21 protein-coding genes and 4 pseudogenes are annotated in these 15934 nt (G+C 68.7%); 8 read left to right on the top strand and 17 right to left on the bottom strand.

Annotated features, from left to right (window positions below; all coding sequences use genetic code 11):
* Positions 1-128: 128 nt before the first annotated feature.
* The 4 genes from ACWGJM_RS48040 to ACWGJM_RS48025 form a co-directional block, all read right to left on the bottom strand.
* The gene (locus tag ACWGJM_RS48040; RefSeq protein ID WP_453418105.1) at positions 129-275 is read right to left on the bottom strand and encodes a hypothetical protein; all 147 of its coding nucleotides are present in this window, start codon (positions 273-275) and stop codon (positions 129-131) included.
* A complete protein-coding gene (locus tag ACWGJM_RS48035) occupies positions 272-646 on the bottom strand; it encodes a BlaI/MecI/CopY family transcriptional regulator (RefSeq protein WP_453418104.1) in 375 nt (124 codons plus the stop codon). The genes ACWGJM_RS48040 and ACWGJM_RS48035 overlap by 4 nt, the downstream gene beginning before the upstream one ends.
* A gap of 112 nt (positions 647-758) precedes the next feature.
* The gene (locus ACWGJM_RS48030; protein WP_453418103.1) at positions 759-1265 is read right to left on the bottom strand and encodes a hypothetical protein; all 507 of its coding nucleotides are present in this window, start codon (positions 1263-1265) and stop codon (positions 759-761) included.
* Between the two features lie 120 nt (positions 1266-1385).
* On the bottom strand, positions 1386-1646 hold the full coding sequence (locus tag ACWGJM_RS48025; protein ID WP_453418102.1) for an SHOCT domain-containing protein: 261 nt from the start codon (positions 1644-1646) through the stop codon (positions 1386-1388).
* Positions 1647-1933: 287 nt separating this feature from the next.
* On the opposite strand from ACWGJM_RS48025, the gene ACWGJM_RS48020 reads away from it, so the two are divergent.
* Positions 1934-2191, top strand: a complete 258-nt coding sequence (locus ACWGJM_RS48020) for a hypothetical protein (RefSeq protein WP_453418101.1) — start codon at positions 1934-1936, stop codon at positions 2189-2191.
* On the opposite strand, the gene ACWGJM_RS48015 is transcribed toward ACWGJM_RS48020, so the two are convergent.
* The 4 genes from ACWGJM_RS48015 to ACWGJM_RS48000 form a co-directional block, all read right to left on the bottom strand.
* Positions 2174-2815: a class I SAM-dependent methyltransferase gene (locus ACWGJM_RS48015; protein WP_453418100.1), complete on the bottom strand. Its 642-nt coding sequence runs from the start codon at positions 2813-2815 to the stop codon at positions 2174-2176. The two genes, ACWGJM_RS48020 and ACWGJM_RS48015, sit on opposite strands and share 18 nt — an antisense overlap.
* Positions 2816-2900: 85 nt before the next feature.
* The gene (locus tag ACWGJM_RS48010; protein WP_453418099.1) at positions 2901-4106 is read right to left on the bottom strand and encodes a permease; all 1206 of its coding nucleotides are present in this window, start codon (positions 4104-4106) and stop codon (positions 2901-2903) included.
* 103 nt (positions 4107-4209) lie between these two features.
* Complete coding sequence (locus ACWGJM_RS48005; protein WP_453418098.1) at positions 4210-5076, bottom strand: hypothetical protein; 867 nt, start codon at positions 5074-5076, stop codon at positions 4210-4212.
* Positions 5077-5241: 165 nt separating this feature from the next.
* Positions 5242-5679: a hypothetical protein gene (locus ACWGJM_RS48000; RefSeq protein WP_453418097.1), complete on the bottom strand. Its 438-nt coding sequence runs from the start codon at positions 5677-5679 to the stop codon at positions 5242-5244.
* A gap of 177 nt (positions 5680-5856) precedes the next feature.
* Here ACWGJM_RS48000 and ACWGJM_RS47995 point away from each other — a divergent pair, with 177 nt between their 5' ends.
* Both ACWGJM_RS47995 and ACWGJM_RS47990 read left to right on the top strand, forming a co-directional pair.
* Positions 5857-6600: a tetratricopeptide repeat protein gene (locus tag ACWGJM_RS47995; protein WP_453418096.1), complete on the top strand. Its 744-nt coding sequence runs from the start codon at positions 5857-5859 to the stop codon at positions 6598-6600.
* 53 nt (positions 6601-6653) lie between these two features.
* Positions 6654-7160: pseudogene (locus ACWGJM_RS47990) on the top strand (ISAzo13-like element transposase-related protein); the annotation flags it as partial.
* On the opposite strand, the gene ACWGJM_RS47985 reads toward ACWGJM_RS47990, so the two are convergent.
* Together ACWGJM_RS47985 and ACWGJM_RS47980 are read right to left on the bottom strand one after the other, a co-directional pair.
* Positions 7090-7443, bottom strand: coding sequence for a DUF6248 family natural product biosynthesis protein (locus ACWGJM_RS47985; protein WP_453418107.1), 354 nt, complete (start codon positions 7441-7443; stop codon positions 7090-7092). The pseudogene ACWGJM_RS47990 and the gene ACWGJM_RS47985 overlap by 71 nt on opposite strands.
* An 808-nt stretch (positions 7444-8251) precedes the next feature.
* A complete protein-coding gene (locus tag ACWGJM_RS47980; RefSeq protein ID WP_453418109.1) occupies positions 8252-8575 on the bottom strand; it encodes a hypothetical protein in 324 nt (107 codons plus the stop codon).
* On the opposite strand from ACWGJM_RS47980, the pseudogene ACWGJM_RS47975 reads away from it, so the two are divergent.
* Both ACWGJM_RS47975 and ACWGJM_RS47970 read left to right on the top strand, forming a co-directional pair.
* Positions 8457-8999 (top strand): annotated as a pseudogene (locus ACWGJM_RS47975) (ISAzo13-like element transposase-related protein); the annotation flags it as partial. The gene ACWGJM_RS47980 and the pseudogene ACWGJM_RS47975 overlap by 119 nt on opposite strands.
* A gap of 413 nt (positions 9000-9412) precedes the next feature.
* Positions 9413-9700 carry a hypothetical protein gene (locus ACWGJM_RS47970; protein ID WP_453418095.1) on the top strand — a complete coding sequence of 96 codons (288 nt, stop codon included), beginning with the start codon at positions 9413-9415 and terminating at the stop codon, positions 9698-9700.
* Positions 9701-9769: 69 nt separating this feature from the next.
* Here the strand turns inward: ACWGJM_RS47970 and ACWGJM_RS47965 are convergent, their stop codons facing one another.
* Both ACWGJM_RS47965 and ACWGJM_RS47960 read right to left on the bottom strand, forming a co-directional pair.
* Complete coding sequence (locus ACWGJM_RS47965; protein WP_453418094.1) at positions 9770-10309, bottom strand: DUF4262 domain-containing protein; 540 nt, start codon at positions 10307-10309, stop codon at positions 9770-9772.
* A gap of 43 nt (positions 10310-10352) precedes the next feature.
* Positions 10353-10676, bottom strand: a complete 324-nt coding sequence (locus ACWGJM_RS47960; RefSeq protein WP_453418093.1) for a hypothetical protein — start codon at positions 10674-10676, stop codon at positions 10353-10355.
* Between ACWGJM_RS47960 and ACWGJM_RS47955 the strand changes: the two genes are divergently transcribed.
* Both ACWGJM_RS47955 and ACWGJM_RS47950 read left to right on the top strand, forming a co-directional pair.
* The gene (locus tag ACWGJM_RS47955; RefSeq protein ID WP_453418108.1) at positions 10669-10977 is read left to right on the top strand and encodes a hypothetical protein; all 309 of its coding nucleotides are present in this window, start codon (positions 10669-10671) and stop codon (positions 10975-10977) included. The genes ACWGJM_RS47960 and ACWGJM_RS47955 overlap by 8 nt on opposite strands.
* Positions 10978-11012: 35 nt before the next feature.
* Positions 11013-11864: pseudogene (locus ACWGJM_RS47950) on the top strand (IS30 family transposase); the annotation flags it as partial.
* A 60-nt stretch (positions 11865-11924) separates the two neighbouring features.
* On the opposite strand, the gene ACWGJM_RS47945 reads toward ACWGJM_RS47950, so the two are convergent.
* From ACWGJM_RS47945 to ACWGJM_RS47930, 4 genes and pseudogenes are all read right to left on the bottom strand, one after another.
* Positions 11925-12497, bottom strand: a complete 573-nt coding sequence (locus ACWGJM_RS47945; RefSeq protein WP_453418092.1) for a hypothetical protein — start codon at positions 12495-12497, stop codon at positions 11925-11927.
* Between the two features lie 125 nt (positions 12498-12622).
* Positions 12623-12865, bottom strand: a complete 243-nt coding sequence (locus ACWGJM_RS47940; protein WP_453418106.1) for a hypothetical protein — start codon at positions 12863-12865, stop codon at positions 12623-12625.
* 107 nt (positions 12866-12972) lie between these two features.
* A complete protein-coding gene (locus tag ACWGJM_RS47935; protein WP_453418091.1) occupies positions 12973-13257 on the bottom strand; it encodes a hypothetical protein in 285 nt (94 codons plus the stop codon).
* Positions 13258-13597: 340 nt separating this feature from the next.
* Positions 13598-14137: pseudogene (locus ACWGJM_RS47930) on the bottom strand (transposase); the annotation flags it as partial.
* A 239-nt stretch (positions 14138-14376) separates the two neighbouring features.
* On the opposite strand from ACWGJM_RS47930, the gene ACWGJM_RS47925 reads away from it, so the two are divergent.
* Positions 14377-15036, top strand: a complete 660-nt coding sequence (locus tag ACWGJM_RS47925) for a maltokinase N-terminal cap-like domain-containing protein (protein ID WP_453418090.1) — start codon at positions 14377-14379, stop codon at positions 15034-15036.
* An 87-nt stretch (positions 15037-15123) separates the two neighbouring features.
* On the opposite strand, the gene ACWGJM_RS47920 is transcribed toward ACWGJM_RS47925, so the two are convergent.
* Entirely contained in the window at positions 15124-15453 is a 330-nt protein-coding gene (locus ACWGJM_RS47920) for a hypothetical protein (RefSeq protein ID WP_453418089.1), read from the bottom strand.
* Between the last annotated feature and the right edge of the window lie 481 nt (positions 15454-15934).

Raw genomic sequence — 15934 nt, 5'->3', positions numbered from 1 at the left:
CCGCTGGTCCTTACGCGGCACCGAGGCGAACACATCCGCCACGAATAACGCCAACGACGCCCGCACCCGGTTCACTTCATGTGCGTCCACACAGTCCTCATGCCCCTGACCACGGCAGGCAGACAAACCTAACGGACCACGGTCGCGGTCAGCGCCTGCCAGGCCCAGATGGCCAGGCGCGGTGAGCGGGCCGTCCAGCCCGTCCGCGTCAGCCACAGCGGTGCGAGCACGCCCAGGGTGACGGCATAGGCGAACAGCAGGATGGCGATCTTCATGCCCGGTCTCCGTCCGCCTGCTCGGCCAGCGCCGCCCGCAAGTCGGAGAGCTCGCCCGGATCCAGTTCGTCGAAGAGCTTCACCAGGGTCGCGGTGCGGTCCGCGCCGGTCGCCCACACCTGGTCGATCAGCGAGGCAGCGTACTCCTCACGGCTCCTGGTGGCCTTGTACCGGAAGGCGCGTCCGTCCTTGGCCCGGGCCAGCCAGTCCTTGCGGTGCAAGATCTCCATCACCGTCTGCACCGTGTTGTACGCCAGCGGCTGCGGCCGGCCGCTGTTCAGCCGCTCCAGCACGTCACGCACGGTCACCGGCGCATCAGCGGCCCAGACGACATCCATGATCGCCTGCTCCAGCTCACCGAAGCCCCGCACCCGACCGCCCTCTCTGCCGACCAACCGAACGAAAACCTAAACGCCATAGTAGGTCGTCGGAGCAGGGGCTCTGGTGCCTGTGCCAAGCGCGTGATGCTGTGACGCTCATGAGTCATACGCTGCCGCGGGGCTCTTGCATCTGGATGAAGCGGCCGTGCCAGGTGTGGTACCAGACCTGACCGGTGGTCGCGTTGACGGAGAGCATGCCGACGACGTGGTGATCGCGCAGGGTGTGCAGGGTGTAGTAGCCGGGGAACCGGTCGGGTTCGGCGGCGTGCAGCCCGGTGCGGTGCTCGCTCAGCCAGCCATCGGCGATCCGCACCGCCTGGTCGGGCCCGACGGCTGCGGGGCCGGACTGGTGCGGGGCTCGCATCATTCCGTAGGCGGTGTTCCACATCATGGCCGGGCCGAACTCCAGATGGACGGCGCCGCTGCCCGGGTCGACGAGGACCTCGGTGGCGCGCTTGCCGCCCCGGTCCAGAAGTTCGGCGTAGTAGTTCTTCGTGAACTGCATGATTTCGCCGACGTGCAGGCCCCAGCGGTCGGCGAATCGCGCCGCCGCGCGATTCGCGTCGCCGATGCTGTGCACCGGCTGCTCGCGGGCGACGACGCCCATCATCGGGCCGAGGCCGTGGCCTGGCGCTGGCTACCGCTGACGGTGCTGGTTTGCGCGGTGACTGCGCTGATTGCCTCGCTCGTGTGGGCCACGGGCAACCGCTTCGGTGGCCATTCAGCCAAGTCACCGCGGCCTCGGCTTGTGAGCAGCCAGGCGTTCGCGGGCCTCGGTGTAGGCGTCCGCGTCGATCTCACCCGAGGCGAAGCGCCGATCAAGGATCTCCTCCGGCGTCTCGCGTGGCGGCTGCCAGGGGCCGCGGTCGCTGTCGCGACCGGCGGGATGCCGGGCGAGGCGGACCACCGCCCACACCACCAGCCCGATAAAGGCAATCCACACCAACGGCAGGAAGGCCATCCAGACCCAGCCGCCATCCCAATACATCACCGCAGCTCACCTCCCCAGGAGGCTTCCTGCTCCCCATTGTCCGCGCGGACCGGGTCCGGGTGCCAGCCACCTTCGGCACCGCATCAGACTCCTGGTGCCGGACAGCCGGGGTCCTCCTGATCACACGGTGGCCAGCCGCAAACCAGCGCCGACCGGGGTCTCAGTGGAGTAAGCCCGCAACCGGCCGCGGCATCGTCACCGCCGGGTTCCGAGCGCAGCGTGGACGGACCGCCCTCGGCACAGCAGCTGCTCGGTGTGGCCGCGGTCGCCATGGACGCCAAAGGGCGGTGCGTGTTCTGAGCCCGCAGGCCAAGGAGGTGTTCGGCGACACCGCTGAGGAAGCCCTGGGAAGGTACGTGCCCCGGCTGCTGGTCAACGAGGAGCACCGGGAGATGGTGATCTTCGAGGTGATGGGCACCGTAGTGAGCGGGGCCGGCGCGTTTCCCATCCGGCACAAGGACGGCAGCACCCGCCTGGTGGGGCCCCGCAACATGCGCGGCTCTGGCTCGCTGCCGGGCGGAGGCGTGTCAGCGGGTGCGGCGTAGGACGGCCCAGCTACCCCAGCCGGCTTCGGAGTCGGTCGCCTGCCAGGAGCCGGGCAGGGCTGCAGCGACGGCAGCGGCGGGCAGGTACAGCGGGCCGTCGTTGCCGAGCTGGTTGATCCACAGCAGTACTCCGTCGTGCGCCAGGACGCGGGCGGTCTCGGTGGGGAACAGCAGCATGTCGATCGCGGCGATGGCGGCGATGGAGGAGTCGGGCAGCGGCAGTGTGCTTGCGTCGGCCTGGACGCGCACCGGTGAGCGGCCGTGTGCTTGCTGCAGCATGCGCAGCGACAGGTCCACGCTGATCACCGGCGCGAAGGCGGTTCTCAGCAGGGGCGTGAACAGGCCGGTGCCGGAGCCGAGTTCGAGGCATGGGCCCGCGGGCAGTGGTCCGCCGCGGGTGAGGGCGTCGCGCAGGGGGTCGTCGCGTCCGGTGGCACGGGTGGTGTCCCAGTCGGTGGCGAGTTGGTCGAACTGTGCGGCGATGAAATGGGCGGTCTCGGCCGTCCAGGGCCGCCGGCCGGCGGCCAGGTCACGGGCGAAGGACCGGAAGACGTCGGCGGTGCCGGGCGGCGGAACCGGTTTGCCGTCCGGGCTGGGCAGGACGCGCGGCAAGGTGGCAGTCACGGCACTACTCCAGCACGCCGGCGGCGGTTCCTGGATCGGCCCGTGGGCAGAACGGGCCCTCCACCCGCGGGTGGAGGGCCGCGCTTCAGTGGTGGTGCCCGCCGTGTGTGTCCCCTGCTGGGTGCCCGTGCTGCAGGGGGCCGGTGGGATCGTGGCCGGTGTCGGGTGAGCCGCCCATCATGCGGAGCATGGACAGCCCGCCGGTGCGCAAGAAGCGCACCAGGAGCGCCGCGGCCAGGAGGAGGAAGGCGATGTTGAGCCAGGTGGTGTAGTTCCAGCTCACGCCCTCCATGGGGATCTTCGCGTCGGCCTGGTCGGGGATCAGGCCGAGACCGCCGAAGGCGAATTCGACGATGTACCCGGCGATGACCATCGCGAGGTAGAAGGTGCCGAGCAGGAAGGCGGCGGTCTTGGCGCCGTAGTACTTCCGGTAGATGTTGAGGATCGGCAGGATCAGCAGGTCGGCGAAGATGAACGCCACCACGCCGCCGAAACTGATGCCGCCCTTCCACAGCACCACAGCCAGCGGCACGTTGCCGATGGAGCACACGAATGAGGCGATCGCGACCAGCGGGCCGACGATCGGGCCCCACAGCTTGGAGGCGAGAGGGTGGCCGTCGAAGAAGAAGGTGCGCCAGAAGGAATCGGGAACCCAGGCGGCGATGGCGCCGGCGATGAGCAGGCCAACGATCAGGTCGCGCAGGATCGCCGCCCACTCCATGACGAAGACGTGCGAGGTCGAGGTGAAACCCTCGCGGGAGAACAGGCGCCGGGCGAAGGAGCCATCGCCCTGAACGGACATGTCCATCGCGGCGTGGCCCTCCATCGAGCCGGCAAGGCCCCGTTCGGCCTGCTCGCGGGCGGTGCGCAGGAGTTTGTCGCGCAGGAAGAGGCGGAACAGGACCGCCAGCACGGTGATCATGATCGGGCCGCCGACGAATTCGGCGGCGGTGAATTGCCAGCCCATCAGCAGGGCCAGGATCACGCCGAGTTCGACGACCAGGTTGGTGGAGGCGATCTCGAAGGCCATCGCGGCGGTGAAATTCGCTCCCTTGCGGAACAGTGAGCGGGCCAGCGCGACTGCCGCGTACGAGCAGGATGAAGACGCCGCGCCCAGGCCGGCGGCGACGGCGAGGGTGCGGGGGCGGTCATCGCCCAGGAGTGAGACCACGGTGGACTTGCGGACCACGGCCTGGACGACAGCGGACAGGGCGAAGCCCAGGATCAGGGCCCAGGTGATCTCCCAGGTCATCGACCCGGCAATCGACAGTGCGTGCAGTACGGCGTGCATCTGTGAAGCCTTCCTCCATCATGGTGCGGTAAGCCGCCCACGGACGCGCTCTCTTTGGGGGCGCGTTCGTCGGGCCGGAGTGCGGGGCCCCGCCCCGCCCGGGTCAGCCGACGCGCAGGGTCAGGGCAGCGGTGTGGAGCTTGCCGCCGGTCTGGAACTGCAGGAACAGCCGCCAGTTGCCGGAGGTGGGCAGCTCGGCGTGGAAGGACAGGTCCGGGCCGCCGTGGTCGCCGCTCACCTTGGTGGTCGGGTGGAGGTGGGCGAACGTGGCGTCGCCTTCGCGGAAGGCGGTCAGGTGGGCGTAGGTGTCCAGGTAGGGCTCAAGGTCGGTGACGGGCTTTCCGTCGTGGGCGATCGAGACGGTCAGCGGGTGTGCCATGCCTGCCATGGGCTTGCCCTTGACGGTGACGGTGTACCCGTCGGCCTGCGTGCTGGTGGCCGGTGCGGGCAGTGGGGTCTTCGCGGCGTCGCCGGGCACGGTGACGGTGCGCGAGAGCACGAAGTCCTTGCCTTGGTCCGTGCCGGTGTTCGGGGTGAAGGAGGCGAACATGCGCCAGGAGCCCCCAGTGAGGGAGGACAGGTTCGCACTCAAGGTGCCGTCGGCGGCCATGGTCGGGTGGACGTGCTGGAACCCGGTCAGGTCGGAGCGGATCGCGTAGAAGTGCATCCGCTTGGTCTGGTCGAGGGCGAAGTCGGTGACCGGCTTGCCGTCCGGGCCGATCACCGTGAACCGGTAGGCGGTCTGCTTGCCGGACGACAGGGTCGCGTCCTTGGAGGTGAGGCGGTAGCCGTCCTGAGTGTCGGACAGGCCGTTGCCGGAAGCCATGTGGTCCATGCCGGGCATGTCGCCCATCGAAGGTGACGCGCTGGACGAGGGCGATGCGGAGGACTTGCTGCCGTGGTCCATGCCCGGCATGGACGCGGAGTCGCTGGAGGAGCCGCAGGCGGCCAGGGTCAGTGCGAGAGCCACTGCGGCACCGGTCGCGGCGATCGCGCGACGGCAGGCAATGAGACGGGAAGAGGACATCGTCGAAGGAGGGATCTTTCCGGGTGGGCGCACCACACCGGTGGCGCGCGGAGAGCGGCAGGGCACGGTGCCGGTCCCGGCCGATGGCCGGGCCTCGGCGCGTGCCTGTCACGTCCGCGCGATACACGCCTGGAGCAGGTGATCTCGTCCGCTGGCCGGAGGCCCACGCAGCCCGCTGCCGCCCAGTGCCCGCAGCCGAGCCGGCGTCCATGCGGCCACAACCGTGACGGCTGCCACGGCGAGGAGGCCGGGCGCGGACAGGAGGGTTCGCTCGTGGGCCGGGGTCGCCACGCACAGCGTCCCGGGCATCCCGGCAGTCCCGGCGGCCTGGAGAGCCGGGCCTGGATGATGCCTGGCGGGCGCGTGAGCCGTGACCATCGGGGAGGCATCGTGGCCGACGGGCATCGGCGCGGGTGCGGGCATGGCGCCGTGGCAGCCCTCGGCGGCACTCGCCGGGGAGCCGTGCATGAGGAACAGGCCGAACAGCACCGCGCACACCGCCAGCAGCCGGGCGATGCCCCGCCTGCCTGCATGTCCGCTGTCCACGTTCCGTCCTCTTTCTTCCTCACCGTTCGGCACGCCGCCTGCGGTCGCCCCTCTCACCATACCGGGGTGGGGTACCAACCACCTCGGGTGTGCCGGATCCGCGGCCGAGGACCTGGCGGGGTGATGCCAGCCAAAGGTGCCCTGTACTCGTGGCGCTGCCCGCAGTCGCACTCGTAGATGCCGGATTCCGGCACGATCTCACCGGGCGACGTCTCACCCCCGCCGTCGGCGGGGCCGGTGTTCCGGCTCGCCGACTACCTCGAACAACACGGCCGCACCACCCGCAGGCACCTGTGCCCGCCGGCCTCCTTCTGGCACGCCGCCCACACCCACCTCACCCACCCCGACGACCTGAACCACCTCGCTCAAGTAGCCGGGGCCCGCCACCGCCAGCAGTGGGCCCACCACCTCCGCCACCGAGCCGCTGACCGTGGTAGCGCCAATGCCATGTGCTCCCTGTCGGAGTTGCGGGAGCGAGCCGGGGACCGGCAGGGCGCCGAAGCCCTCTACCGGCAGGCCGCCGACCACGGCCACACCCACGCCATGCGCCGCCTGGCGGTGTTGCGGGAGGAGGCCGGGGACCGGCAGGGCGCCGAAGCCCTTTACCGGCAGGTCGCCGACCACGGCGGCGACACCGACCCCCCGACGCATTCGTGGGACGATGCCGGGGACCGGGAGGGGGCCGAGCTCCTCTACGAACTGCGCCGCCTGGTGAGGTGGCGGCTTGAGGCCGGGGACTACATGGGCGCCGAAGCCGCCTACCGGCACGCTGCCGATCATGGCATCACCGACGTCCTATACTCCCTGGCGGCGTTGCGGGAGCAGGCCGGGGACCGGGAGGAGGCCGAGGCCCTGGCCCGGCAGGCCGCCGACCATGGCCTCTTCCACCCCGAACCCGCGCACTCTGACTGGCTGCCTTAGGGCTTGTCGGGAAACAAGTCGTGGCTTCCGGCTCCCGGGATCGTTGTCGTGGTATGGGGAGACCGGAGGGGATCGAGGCGGTCCTGACTGCGAAGTTCCAGGCGTTGTTGCCGCATCTGGACGAGCGTCAGCGCCGGCTGGCCATAGGGGCGGAGGCTCGGTCGCTGGGGCATGGCGGGATCAGGCTTGTCGCCGCTGCGGCCGGAGTCCGGGAGGGCACGGTCTCGCGCGAAGTGGCTGAACTGGAGTCCGGCCAGGCCCTGTTGGGGCGGGTCCGCCGTCCCGGCGGAGGCCGGAAGAAGGCGACTGAGCTGGACGCGGGGCTGCGGCCCGCGCTGCTGGCGCTGGTCGAGCCCGACGAGCGGGGCGACCTGATGTCGCCGCTGCGCTGGACGGCGAAGTCGGCCCGGAACCTGGCAGCGGAGCTGACCCGGCAGGGCCACCGGGTCTCCGCTGACACGGTCGCCGGCCTGCTGCGGGAGGAAGGCTTCAGCCTGCAGGCGAACGCCAAGACCATCGAAGGCTCTCAGCACCCGGACCGGGATGCCCAGTTCCGCTACCCTGGGGGCAGGGGCATAACCACCGGCAGGGCTGCTGGCCGAGCCCGTAGTGGATCACGGCGACGACGAAGCCGCCGCGGTCGGTGATGGTGCCGGCGTAGTCGTCGAGGCGGGGGCCGCTCGCGCTGACACACTGGTCGTGGTGACCGGAGCCGCAGGGGTGGCAGATGCCCCGCTCGCAGGAGCACCAGCGGTGGAAGCCATGGGGGTAGGCGTCCTCGATCTTGCGCAGTCCCTTGGTCCAGGCATTCGCGCGGACCCAGGCGCCTTCCGCCTCGGTCATCGGGGAGGTCACGCTGGAGGGGACGGGGTCCAGGATGCCCATGATCGATGCGCCGATGAGGCGCAGCCAGGTCGTCACGTCTCGTCTCCGAACAGAGTTGGGGTGGTGTGGAGTTCGTTCATCCAGGCGAGAAGGCGGGGGAGGTTGGTGTCGGGTCCCAAGGCGAGATAGGTGCCGTCGCAGCTGGTGCACCCGAAGGCCTGCGCGATGCGCAGCCGCCGGCGGGAGTTGACGCCGCCCATGTGGACGGACGCGGCCCATGTGGACGGCCATGCCTCGCTCCTGCGCCCTCAGGGCCAGGCGGTGCGCGGCCGGTGAGGTCTTCCACTGGGTGGAGCCCGCGAGGAACAGCACGTCGATCAAGTCCCAGGGGATGAGGCTGCGCTCGCTGCCGTCCTGGGCGGCGAAAGCAACCGGAACGCCCAGTGAGCGGATCCGCTTCAGCCACGGCAGCGACTCGGCCAAGGTCGCCGCGGCGTCCATGGGGACGTCGGGGGCGACGGCCCACAGGCAGCGGCCTGGCCCGTAGCGGTCGACGGTCGCCTTCAGCCAGGCGAACCAGGCCTCGGCGCCGGGCCAGCCCTTGCCGAACTTGCCGTTGTCGCAGGCGTACAGGGCGCCGGGCGGGATCACGTTGCCCTGCTCCGGGGTGGTCATGCAGCCCAGGAGGCCGGCCTGCATGGCGGCCCGTACGTCAGCTCCGGACGGCGTGGCCAGGTACAGCACGGCGCGGGAGCGAGGCGAGGGCAGGGGATAAGGACATGGGTGCGCGCATGACGGGTCCTTCCGGAGGCGGTGGTCGGGCGGTTCAGGCGAGCGGGAGCTGGGCGGCGGCACCGGAGAGCAGGGCGTCCCACTCCTCCTCGAGGGCCTCGTCCTGCTTGTTGATCACGCGGGCGGGGGCGGTGGCGAAGAGTTCCTCCGCCATCGGCCACGCCTTCGCGCGGGGGCGGACCCAGGAGCGGGCGCGCCCGTAGACGGGGTCGTGCTCGATGTCGACGCGGTGTCGCTCGGTCGAGCACCGGCTCTTCTCGCACATCACCATGAACTGGCGCGGCCGCCCGCTGACCAGCCACGAAGTCATCGTCCAGTCCATCGCCGCGACCACCACCAGCACCGGACTGCGCGTCATGGCCGAGCTGGACACCAACATCTACCCAACTGGAGTCCAGATCGGGGACGCGGAGATGGCGGCCCTGCCACTGACCCGACACCCCTTCCACGGCGACTGGAACTATGCCGTGCACCCCCAGCCGTGTCCTGCCATCCCAGCACCCCGGACTCCGCAGAAGCCGGCCCCGGAGTGGGACCATGCTCTACTGTCCGATCCCGCCCTGACCGGCATGTCCCGGCAGCAACTGAGCGACCTCACCGACACTTTGGCCGTCGATGGCGACGTCAAGCGCGGACGCCCGCCCCGACTCGCCTTCCCCGACCAGGTCCTGGCGGCCGTCCTTCACCTGCGGGTCGCCCTGGCCGCGGAACCCCTCGCCGTGCTGTTCGACAGCAGTCGCACCGCTATGCACCGCACCCTGCTAAAGATCAGGACACTGCTTAGTCCCCGCATCCGCCGCCGGGCCTCCACACGGCAAAAGCGGGCTCCGGTGCGCAGGAAGAGTTCTTCGAGTTCCAGGTCCCAAGCGTTCGTCGGCACATCATGGATCACGACTACGGACTGCTCGCCGCGCTGTCATTACATGCGGCGCGGGCACCCCTTGGTGGGACAGTCGGCCCAAGACCGTCCCCCGCGCGCCCAACCCTCGCTACACTCCCCACCGCCAGGCCGTTGGCCAGGAGAAATACAGAAGTCCGGCTGGAGTACTAGTACTCCAGCCGTAGATTGTGATCTTGCTGGTGGGATGCCAGGTCCCCGTGCGGACGTCAGGTGATCGGCTCTGGCGCTGATCTTGTGACGCGAGACGGTTGGAGTCAGTAAGGCCGTTGGTTGACTGCGCGGTAGCCTGTTTCAGTGATCGACTTGGTGGTTCGGGATGAGGTCGGGACCATCCTGGCGCATTCCCGCGGTGTGTCCTGGGACGAGGCGCTTGTGGACATCGACCCGGCACAGTTCCCCATGCTCGCCGGGCTGTGCCCATACGCGGACACCGTCTTCAACAGCTGGCAGAGACCCATGCTGCTGGAGGAGCTGGATCGACTGCCCGCGGAGCGTAGTGGCCCCTGGGTCGATCGGGTGCGTGCCATGTGCCGGGTAGCGGAGGAAGGGCGCCATAGGTACGTATGGTTCGTCGGCGACTGATCGGCAGTCTCTGCCACGGCCCTCACTGACCGGGCCAGTCATCGCGGCTGTTGGACCATCAGTCAGGGCTCAGCTCGCTCCCGACGGACCGGGGGTGTCCGGCTTGGGGATCCACAGCAGAGGCTGGTTGTCCCGGCAGTAGTCGGCAGCCCCGTCCTCCCAGGGGAAGCGGCCTTCCCTGTCGGGCCAGAAGAGCTGGGCCACGGGCAGGGGCGAGACCTGGTAGAAGTCCAGCGCCGCGCCGAAGAAGTCGGTGCACCAGCTCTCGTGCACGGGCCGGATTACGGCGGGAAAGTGGTCGAAGATGTCGTCCCGGCGCTGGTTGGGCATCACGGGAGGTCCGCTGCGCACGGCCTCGCCTGCCTCGTTGATCAGGGACATCATGGTGTCGACCGCCAGCCCGAAGACACATATCTCCGGGCTGCGCAGCGTGTGCCACAGACCGATGGAATACGCCCAGCCGGCTGGAACTTCATCGTCGGCGGCCACTCCCATCACATGCCAGCCATAATTCCGCGTACTGGTGGCTATGGTCCGGTCCCGCTGATCCCACGACGCTTCATGCGACGACTGCGTGCAGAGGATGCACGGACATCCAGATCTTCCCATTCGGCGATGCTAGCGCCACCTCCGGCCTGACGCGCTTGCCGTATCAGCTGGACTTGGACTGGTCGAGGGAGGGGTAGCCGACGTTGTCCGTGTAGAAGCGGCCCTGCTCGCACAGATCCTCGAACTCAAGTCTCTCTTCCGAGCTGAGTTGCTCATCCAGCGCGAGACTGAGGACGCCTCGGGCGCGGGCCAGTCGCCGCGCGACATCCCAGTCGCCGATGAATTTGCCGACGGTGTACTCGTCGGCGTCTCCGCCTGCCATGCGGGATCCGAGTCGGTCAAGGGAAACCACGAACTCCTCCAGGTCCAGCAGGACCGCGACGGCCTTGTCGAGGGGGATGCGGATCTCTCGGGAGGACATGTCCATCGGCCGATTCAACTCCAGAGCTGGTACTCCGGGCCAGATCGTGGTCTTGCTGGCCGGGACTGGTGCGGGAGCGGCTATTGATGATCATCGGGGTGCGAAGACAGAAGATCAGACAGTGGCCGCAGGTCACAGCATAGATCCTGCCTGCTGGCTGGACGTGTTCGAGGTCCTGATGGGCCGCATCGCGGGGCGGTTCGCCCGGGTCGAACCGCGGCGCCGGGCGAGGGCTCTGGTGCTCGGGTTGCTGTCGGAAGGACCTGCCACGCAAGAATTGCTGGGTGCGTTACAAGGCGCCATGTGACCGAGTGGAGGTGCAAGACCTCTACCGCCGGGCCGTCGCAGCGGCCGGGTAGCAACGGCCAGTACCGGCCGTACGCCGCCCACGCCCGAGCCCAGGCCCGCCGGCCCCGCGCCCCAAGCCCGGGAAGATCGGCTAGAACCCCGAACTCCGGGACTTCATCCAGCGTCACCTCGACATACGGTGGAGCCCCGAGCAGATCTGCCAGGCTCTGCGGGCCCAGTTCCCCGACCGGCCGGAGATGCACGTGGCCCACGAGACGATCTACCAGGCCCTCTACGTCCAGGGCCGGGGCAAGCTGCGCCGCGAACTCGCCAGGGCCCTGCGGACCGGCAGCGTCCGCCGCAAGCCCCGCCGCCAGGCCCAGCAGCGCACCCCGCGGTTCGCCACCCAGCGAACGCCCGGCCGAGGCCGGCGACCGGGCCGTGCCCGGCCACTGGGAGGGCGACCTCATCATCGGCAAGGACGGCAACTCCGCCATCGGCACCCTCGTCGAGCGCGCCACCCGCTACGTCATGCTGCTGCACCTGCCCCAGGGCCGCACCGCCGAACACGTCCGCGACGCCCTCGTGGAAACCGTCCAGACACTGCCCGCACACCTGGTGCGATCCCTGACCTGGGACCAGGGCGCCGAGATGGCCGCCCACGGCGCCTTCACCGTCGCCACCGACATTCCGGTCTACTTCTGCGACCCGGCCAGCCCCTGGCAGCGCGGCTCCAACGAGAACACGAACGGCCTGCTGCGGCAGTACTTCCCCAAGGGCACCGACCTGTCCGTCCACACTCGCGACCACCTGGTGGCCGTGGCCGCCGAGCTCAACGGCCGCCCACGCAAAACGCTCGGCTGGGAAACCCCAGCCGAGCGCCTGCATAAACTGCTCGCGGCCTGATCAACACGACCACGTGTTGCAACGACCCTAGAAACCGCCAGATGGGCTGGGGGCCTTCTGTCATCTGTCCATGATTTCGTCGACGCGCTTGTTGACGGCGTTGAGGTGCTTGATGCCGATGTCCATCTCGGAAGCCATCAGGTCGAACTGGGTTTGGTCTCCGCTGACGGCGCCAGTGGAGCATGCTGTGGCCGAATTCCCGAGGTGTTTGAGGGCCAGCTTCCAGCGCTTGTTTGTTGCCGGGTCTGGAACCTGATCTTCTTCCTGGGCGGCTTCGATGTCGGCAGTGAGGGTGGAGCAGCTGTCGCGGAGTCCGTCGAGGTCGGCGAGGTCGGAGTCGTCTCCGACTTTGCTGAGGTCGTCAACGAGGGTGGTGAGGGTTTCACTGCCGCCCTTGCTGCCCCAGGCGTGCATCTGTTCAGCGAGGCTGGGACTGGCGCTGGTCTTCGCAGCTTCGGGTGTGGTCTTGACGGCCAGGTCGTCGTCGTTCTTGTTGCTGCTGATCAGTAGGCCAGCGGTGACGACGCCTGCGATAGTGACAACGGCCGCGCCAATGATGATCGCGTTGATGCGTCGCTTCTTGGCAGGTGGCGGCTCCGCCGCGTCGGGTGGCGGTGTGGTTTCGTAGCTCATGGTCCCCCCAGGGCTGGTGCGGAGGTGCATCATGGCGCGCCCGAGGCGCCTCATGAAGGAGTTGTGGCCATTTCGTGCCCGAGGTGAGTGAAGGCCCCGGCCGTGATGGCCGAAGCCCGGTGCGTTCAGCCGAGGTAGGTCATCTGCAGCACGGTGATCGTCTTGAACGTTTGCCCGACGAGGAGGACGGCGAATGCGTGCTCGGTGACGATCATTCGCATGACGTCGTCGCCTTCGCCGTATGGCTGGGTCGCGGAGATCGGGTCGTGGCAGGCGGCGGCAAGTGCGAGAGTGAGGGCTTCGCTGGCGGCCGGTGGCATCGCCTCGTGGACGGCCTCGGCGGCGGGGTCGTATTTCAGGCGATACATGGGCACACTCCACCCCTCGTAGTTCCTTCGGAGTGGGGGTGAAGGGCCAGAGCGACTCGACGCTGAGCGTAGCAGGACGGCGACGGAACGTGTGCCTGGTCTTCAGATCAGGCGGCGCCGCGGGAACTGATGCGGTCGGCGTCGGCGAGGACGCGGTCGGTCACGTCGGTCCACTCGCCTGCGGGCTCTTCGCCGCGGGCCTCTGCCGCAGCGATCTCCCGGCCACGCTCGACGGCGGCAACGGTGTCCTTGGCGATCCGCTCCCACCGCGCGAAGACCTGGAGCAGTTCATGCGCCGGCGCCCGGTTGATCTCGCTCAGGAAGCGCTGGACCAGGACACGGCTGCCGAGGGCGTCGCGGATGGACTCGATCGTCCAAGGCTGCTCGCTCATCCCGGCCTCCCAGCCTGCGAAACTTTAGCGCGTTTGAGTTTCAGGCTAGCGCGATCCTGCGACCAGATACGGAAAATCGCTGTCCGCGATCAGCTATACGAGAACTCCAGGCCGGTTACTCAGCCGGGATCTCCGTTACGCCGCCTGCCTCTCCGCCAGTGGTAGTCGGAGCGCCTCGCTGTGCCCGTAGCTGGTGGAGCAGGGAGGACTCGACGTCGACCAGGATGGTCCCGTAGGTACGCGGGCGGCGGAAGGCGAAGTCGTCGACTCCCAGCACCCGCGGGCTCAGGGTGGGAACGTCGGCGCGTGCAGCTGGCCGAGCAGCCGGGCCCGGCCGGTTGATGATGCGGCCGCCCTCGCGGACCTTCTGGGTCAGCGCGTCGACCCAGACGAACGAGTAGGGCCCGGCCTCCAGTGGCCTGTTGCGGATGGCGGCGACCTGCTCGTCCAGATGCTTGGCCATTGCGGAGACCTGGGACTTCGACAACTGCGTGACTCCGAGGGACTCGGCGAGTTTCTCGACGCGGCGGGTGGAGACGCCGAGCAGGTAGGCGGTGGCGACCACCGAGATCAGGGCCTGCTCGGCACGGCGTCGTCGTTCCAGGAGCCAGTGCGGGAAGTAACTCCCGGACCTGAGCTTGGGGATGGCGAGTTCGACGGTGCCGGCCCGGGTGTCTCACTCGCGTGGGCGATATCCGTTGCGGTGGTTGACTCTCTCGTCGCTGACCTGCCCGTATTCGGCGTTGCAGAGGGCGTCGGCCTCGGCGGACATGAGTGCGTCGGCGAACGTCTTGACCATCGCGCGCAGCAGATCGGGACTCGCCGCGGCGAGGTTGTCTTCCGCGAGGGCGTGCAGGGGCAGACTGTCTGGTGCGGTCATCGTGCTGATCTCCTTCGAACCTTCGACACCTCGAAGATCAGCCGGTGGCCGTTCTCGTATCCGGACACTCACTCTGACGCCGCAAACGCCCGGATCAGGTGGGAACCGGTACACCACTTCTCAGGACGCAACCAGGGCTTGCGTTCTGAATCTTGTTGGTTGGAGAAACCGCTCTGCCAGCGGCGCGTAGATGCGAAGGTGTGACTGACCTATCCGAGCAAGGGAAGAGATCCTCCGGCATGGCCGTCATCCACCACACCGTCCTCAAGCCGAGCAAGCTTGAACTGCTCAACTCCTGGCTGCCGTCCCGCCAGTGGTACCACGGTGGCGCGGACGGACCGAAGTTGGCGAAGGCGGGCGGCTTCCGGCTGGACGACCCGCGAGGCGAGGTCGGGATCGAGTTCATAGTGGTCACCGATGCCTCCGCTGCTGACCTGGTCACCTACCTGGTACCGCTCACCTATCGTGGTGCCCCGCTCGACGGGGCGGAGCACGCCCTCGTCGGCACCATGGAGCACGGGGTGCTGGGGCGGCGCTGGGCCTACGACGGCTGCCACGATCCCGTGCTGGTCGCCCAGTTGCTAGCCCTGATCGAGGGGCGGGCGCAGGCCCAGGATCAGAACATCAGCGACGCACCCGACCGGGAGGTCATCGCCTCTTGCACCGGTGAGGGCCCTCTGCTCGCAGACGTCACTGCCATCGACGATCCAGAAGGCACCGCACTGATTACTCCGCAGGGCACTACCCTCCGCTTGCACCGGGTCCTCGACCCTGCCCCGGACGGCCCGTCTCTTCCTCCGCAAGGAGGGATCGGCCACATCACCGGCTGCTGGCGGACGCCGGACGGCATCCGCGCCCGGGGAGTGTTCGCCGTTTTGCACACCGGTACCGGGGCGTAGTTCTCGTACCTTCGGCCACGATCAGAGCCAGATGAGGAGTGCGACGGCGGGCACTGTGCCGAGGCAGACGTATCCGCGTTCGGGTGGTCAGTTCAGCCGCACCGGCCGCGCCGCGCGAGCGACGACGCGCTGATCGCGGCCGAGGAACATCAGCTGGGTGCGCATCGCCTTGGAGCCGTGCGCGACATGGCGTGCAGTGGTGGCCGACCACCTCCAGCCCGGCCCGCAGCGCCGCCCGGGCACCACCGGAAACGGCACCACCGGCGAAAGGTCCTCCAGCCGCACTTTCACGGCCGTCCGGCACCAGCGCCGCTGCATCCGGGTGCCGTCCGGCGCGACGAAGACCGCCTCTACGGCCGCAACCTGCGGCAGGGGAAAACCGGCGGCCGGACGGGTGGCCGTGACGCTGTCGCTCATACCCTCCACGCAAGCCGACGCCTGCCAGCCACCGCAGCCGAACGTGCCGGTATCTCCCTGTCGGGTCGCTGTCTTGTACCTGCCGTCGCCCTGTTGCAGCCTCAACCGGAAGTGCTGGTACGCCCGGCCAGCCAGAGCTGGGAGCTTCGCGGGTGGTCTCAGGTTTGAAGCTGTCGCGGAGCGACGTTCGCAGCGCACCTCTTATCAGCCGTGGTCTTCCCAACCCTCTGCGCAGAACCGGGCTTCGCTGACCACGGCGTCACCGGTTCTGGTAGCCCGCACGTACATGTTGAGCCCGTCCGGTCCCAGGTCTCCGCCGCAGCCGATGACCAGGCCGATGTGATCATTCTCTGCTCGCTGGGTCAGGACCGCGTCGATGTCGGAAACGAGTAATAGTCAAGACCTGTGGATGACGTAGAGGTCGTGGCCCATGCAGCGAGGGCCTCCCGCTCGTTGACCAGGACCAGTAGAGTGCGCGGAT

This window comes from Streptomyces sp. NPDC054834 (genome assembly GCF_053611185.1).
This window is presented reverse-complemented; position numbering and strand designations above follow the sequence as displayed.

Bases quoted from the DNA above. Each gene is read 5' to 3' on its own strand.
- ACWGJM_RS47945 (WP_453418092.1), bottom strand. From the start codon at position 12,497: ATGAGCTACGAAACCACACCGCCACCCGACGCGGCGGAGCCGCCACCT.
- ACWGJM_RS47985 (WP_453418107.1), bottom strand. From the start codon at position 7,443: ATGACCGAGGCGGAAGGCGCCTGGGTCCGCGCGAATGCCTGGACCAAG.
- ACWGJM_RS48030 (WP_453418103.1), bottom strand. From the start codon at position 1,265: ATGATGGGCGTCGTCGCCCGCGAGCAGCCGGTGCACAGCATCGGCGAC.
- ACWGJM_RS47965 (WP_453418094.1), bottom strand. From the start codon at position 10,309: ATGGGAAGATCTGGATGTCCGTGCATCCTCTGCACGCAGTCGTCGCAT.
- ACWGJM_RS47920 (WP_453418089.1), bottom strand. From the start codon at position 15,453: ATGAGCGACAGCGTCACGGCCACCCGTCCGGCCGCCGGTTTTCCCCTG.
- ACWGJM_RS47955 (WP_453418108.1), top strand. From the start codon at position 10,669: ATGTCCATCGGCCGATTCAACTCCAGAGCTGGTACTCCGGGCCAGATC.
- ACWGJM_RS47980 (WP_453418109.1), bottom strand. From the start codon at position 8,575: ATGACGCGCAGTCCGGTGCTGGTGGTGGTCGCGGCGATGGACTGGACG.
- ACWGJM_RS47935 (WP_453418091.1), bottom strand. From the start codon at position 13,257: ATGAGCGAGCAGCCTTGGACGATCGAGTCCATCCGCGACGCCCTCGGC.
- ACWGJM_RS48040 (WP_453418105.1), bottom strand. From the start codon at position 275: ATGAAGATCGCCATCCTGCTGTTCGCCTATGCCGTCACCCTGGGCGTG.
- ACWGJM_RS48010 (WP_453418099.1), bottom strand. From the start codon at position 4,106: ATGCACGCCGTACTGCACGCACTGTCGATTGCCGGGTCGATGACCTGG.
- ACWGJM_RS47940 (WP_453418106.1), bottom strand. From the start codon at position 12,865: ATGTATCGCCTGAAATACGACCCCGCCGCCGAGGCCGTCCACGAGGCG.
- ACWGJM_RS47995 (WP_453418096.1), top strand. From the start codon at position 5,857: ATGCCGGATTCCGGCACGATCTCACCGGGCGACGTCTCACCCCCGCCG.
- ACWGJM_RS47960 (WP_453418093.1), bottom strand. From the start codon at position 10,676: ATGGACATGTCCTCCCGAGAGATCCGCATCCCCCTCGACAAGGCCGTC.
- ACWGJM_RS47925 (WP_453418090.1), top strand. From the start codon at position 14,377: ATGGCCGTCATCCACCACACCGTCCTCAAGCCGAGCAAGCTTGAACTG.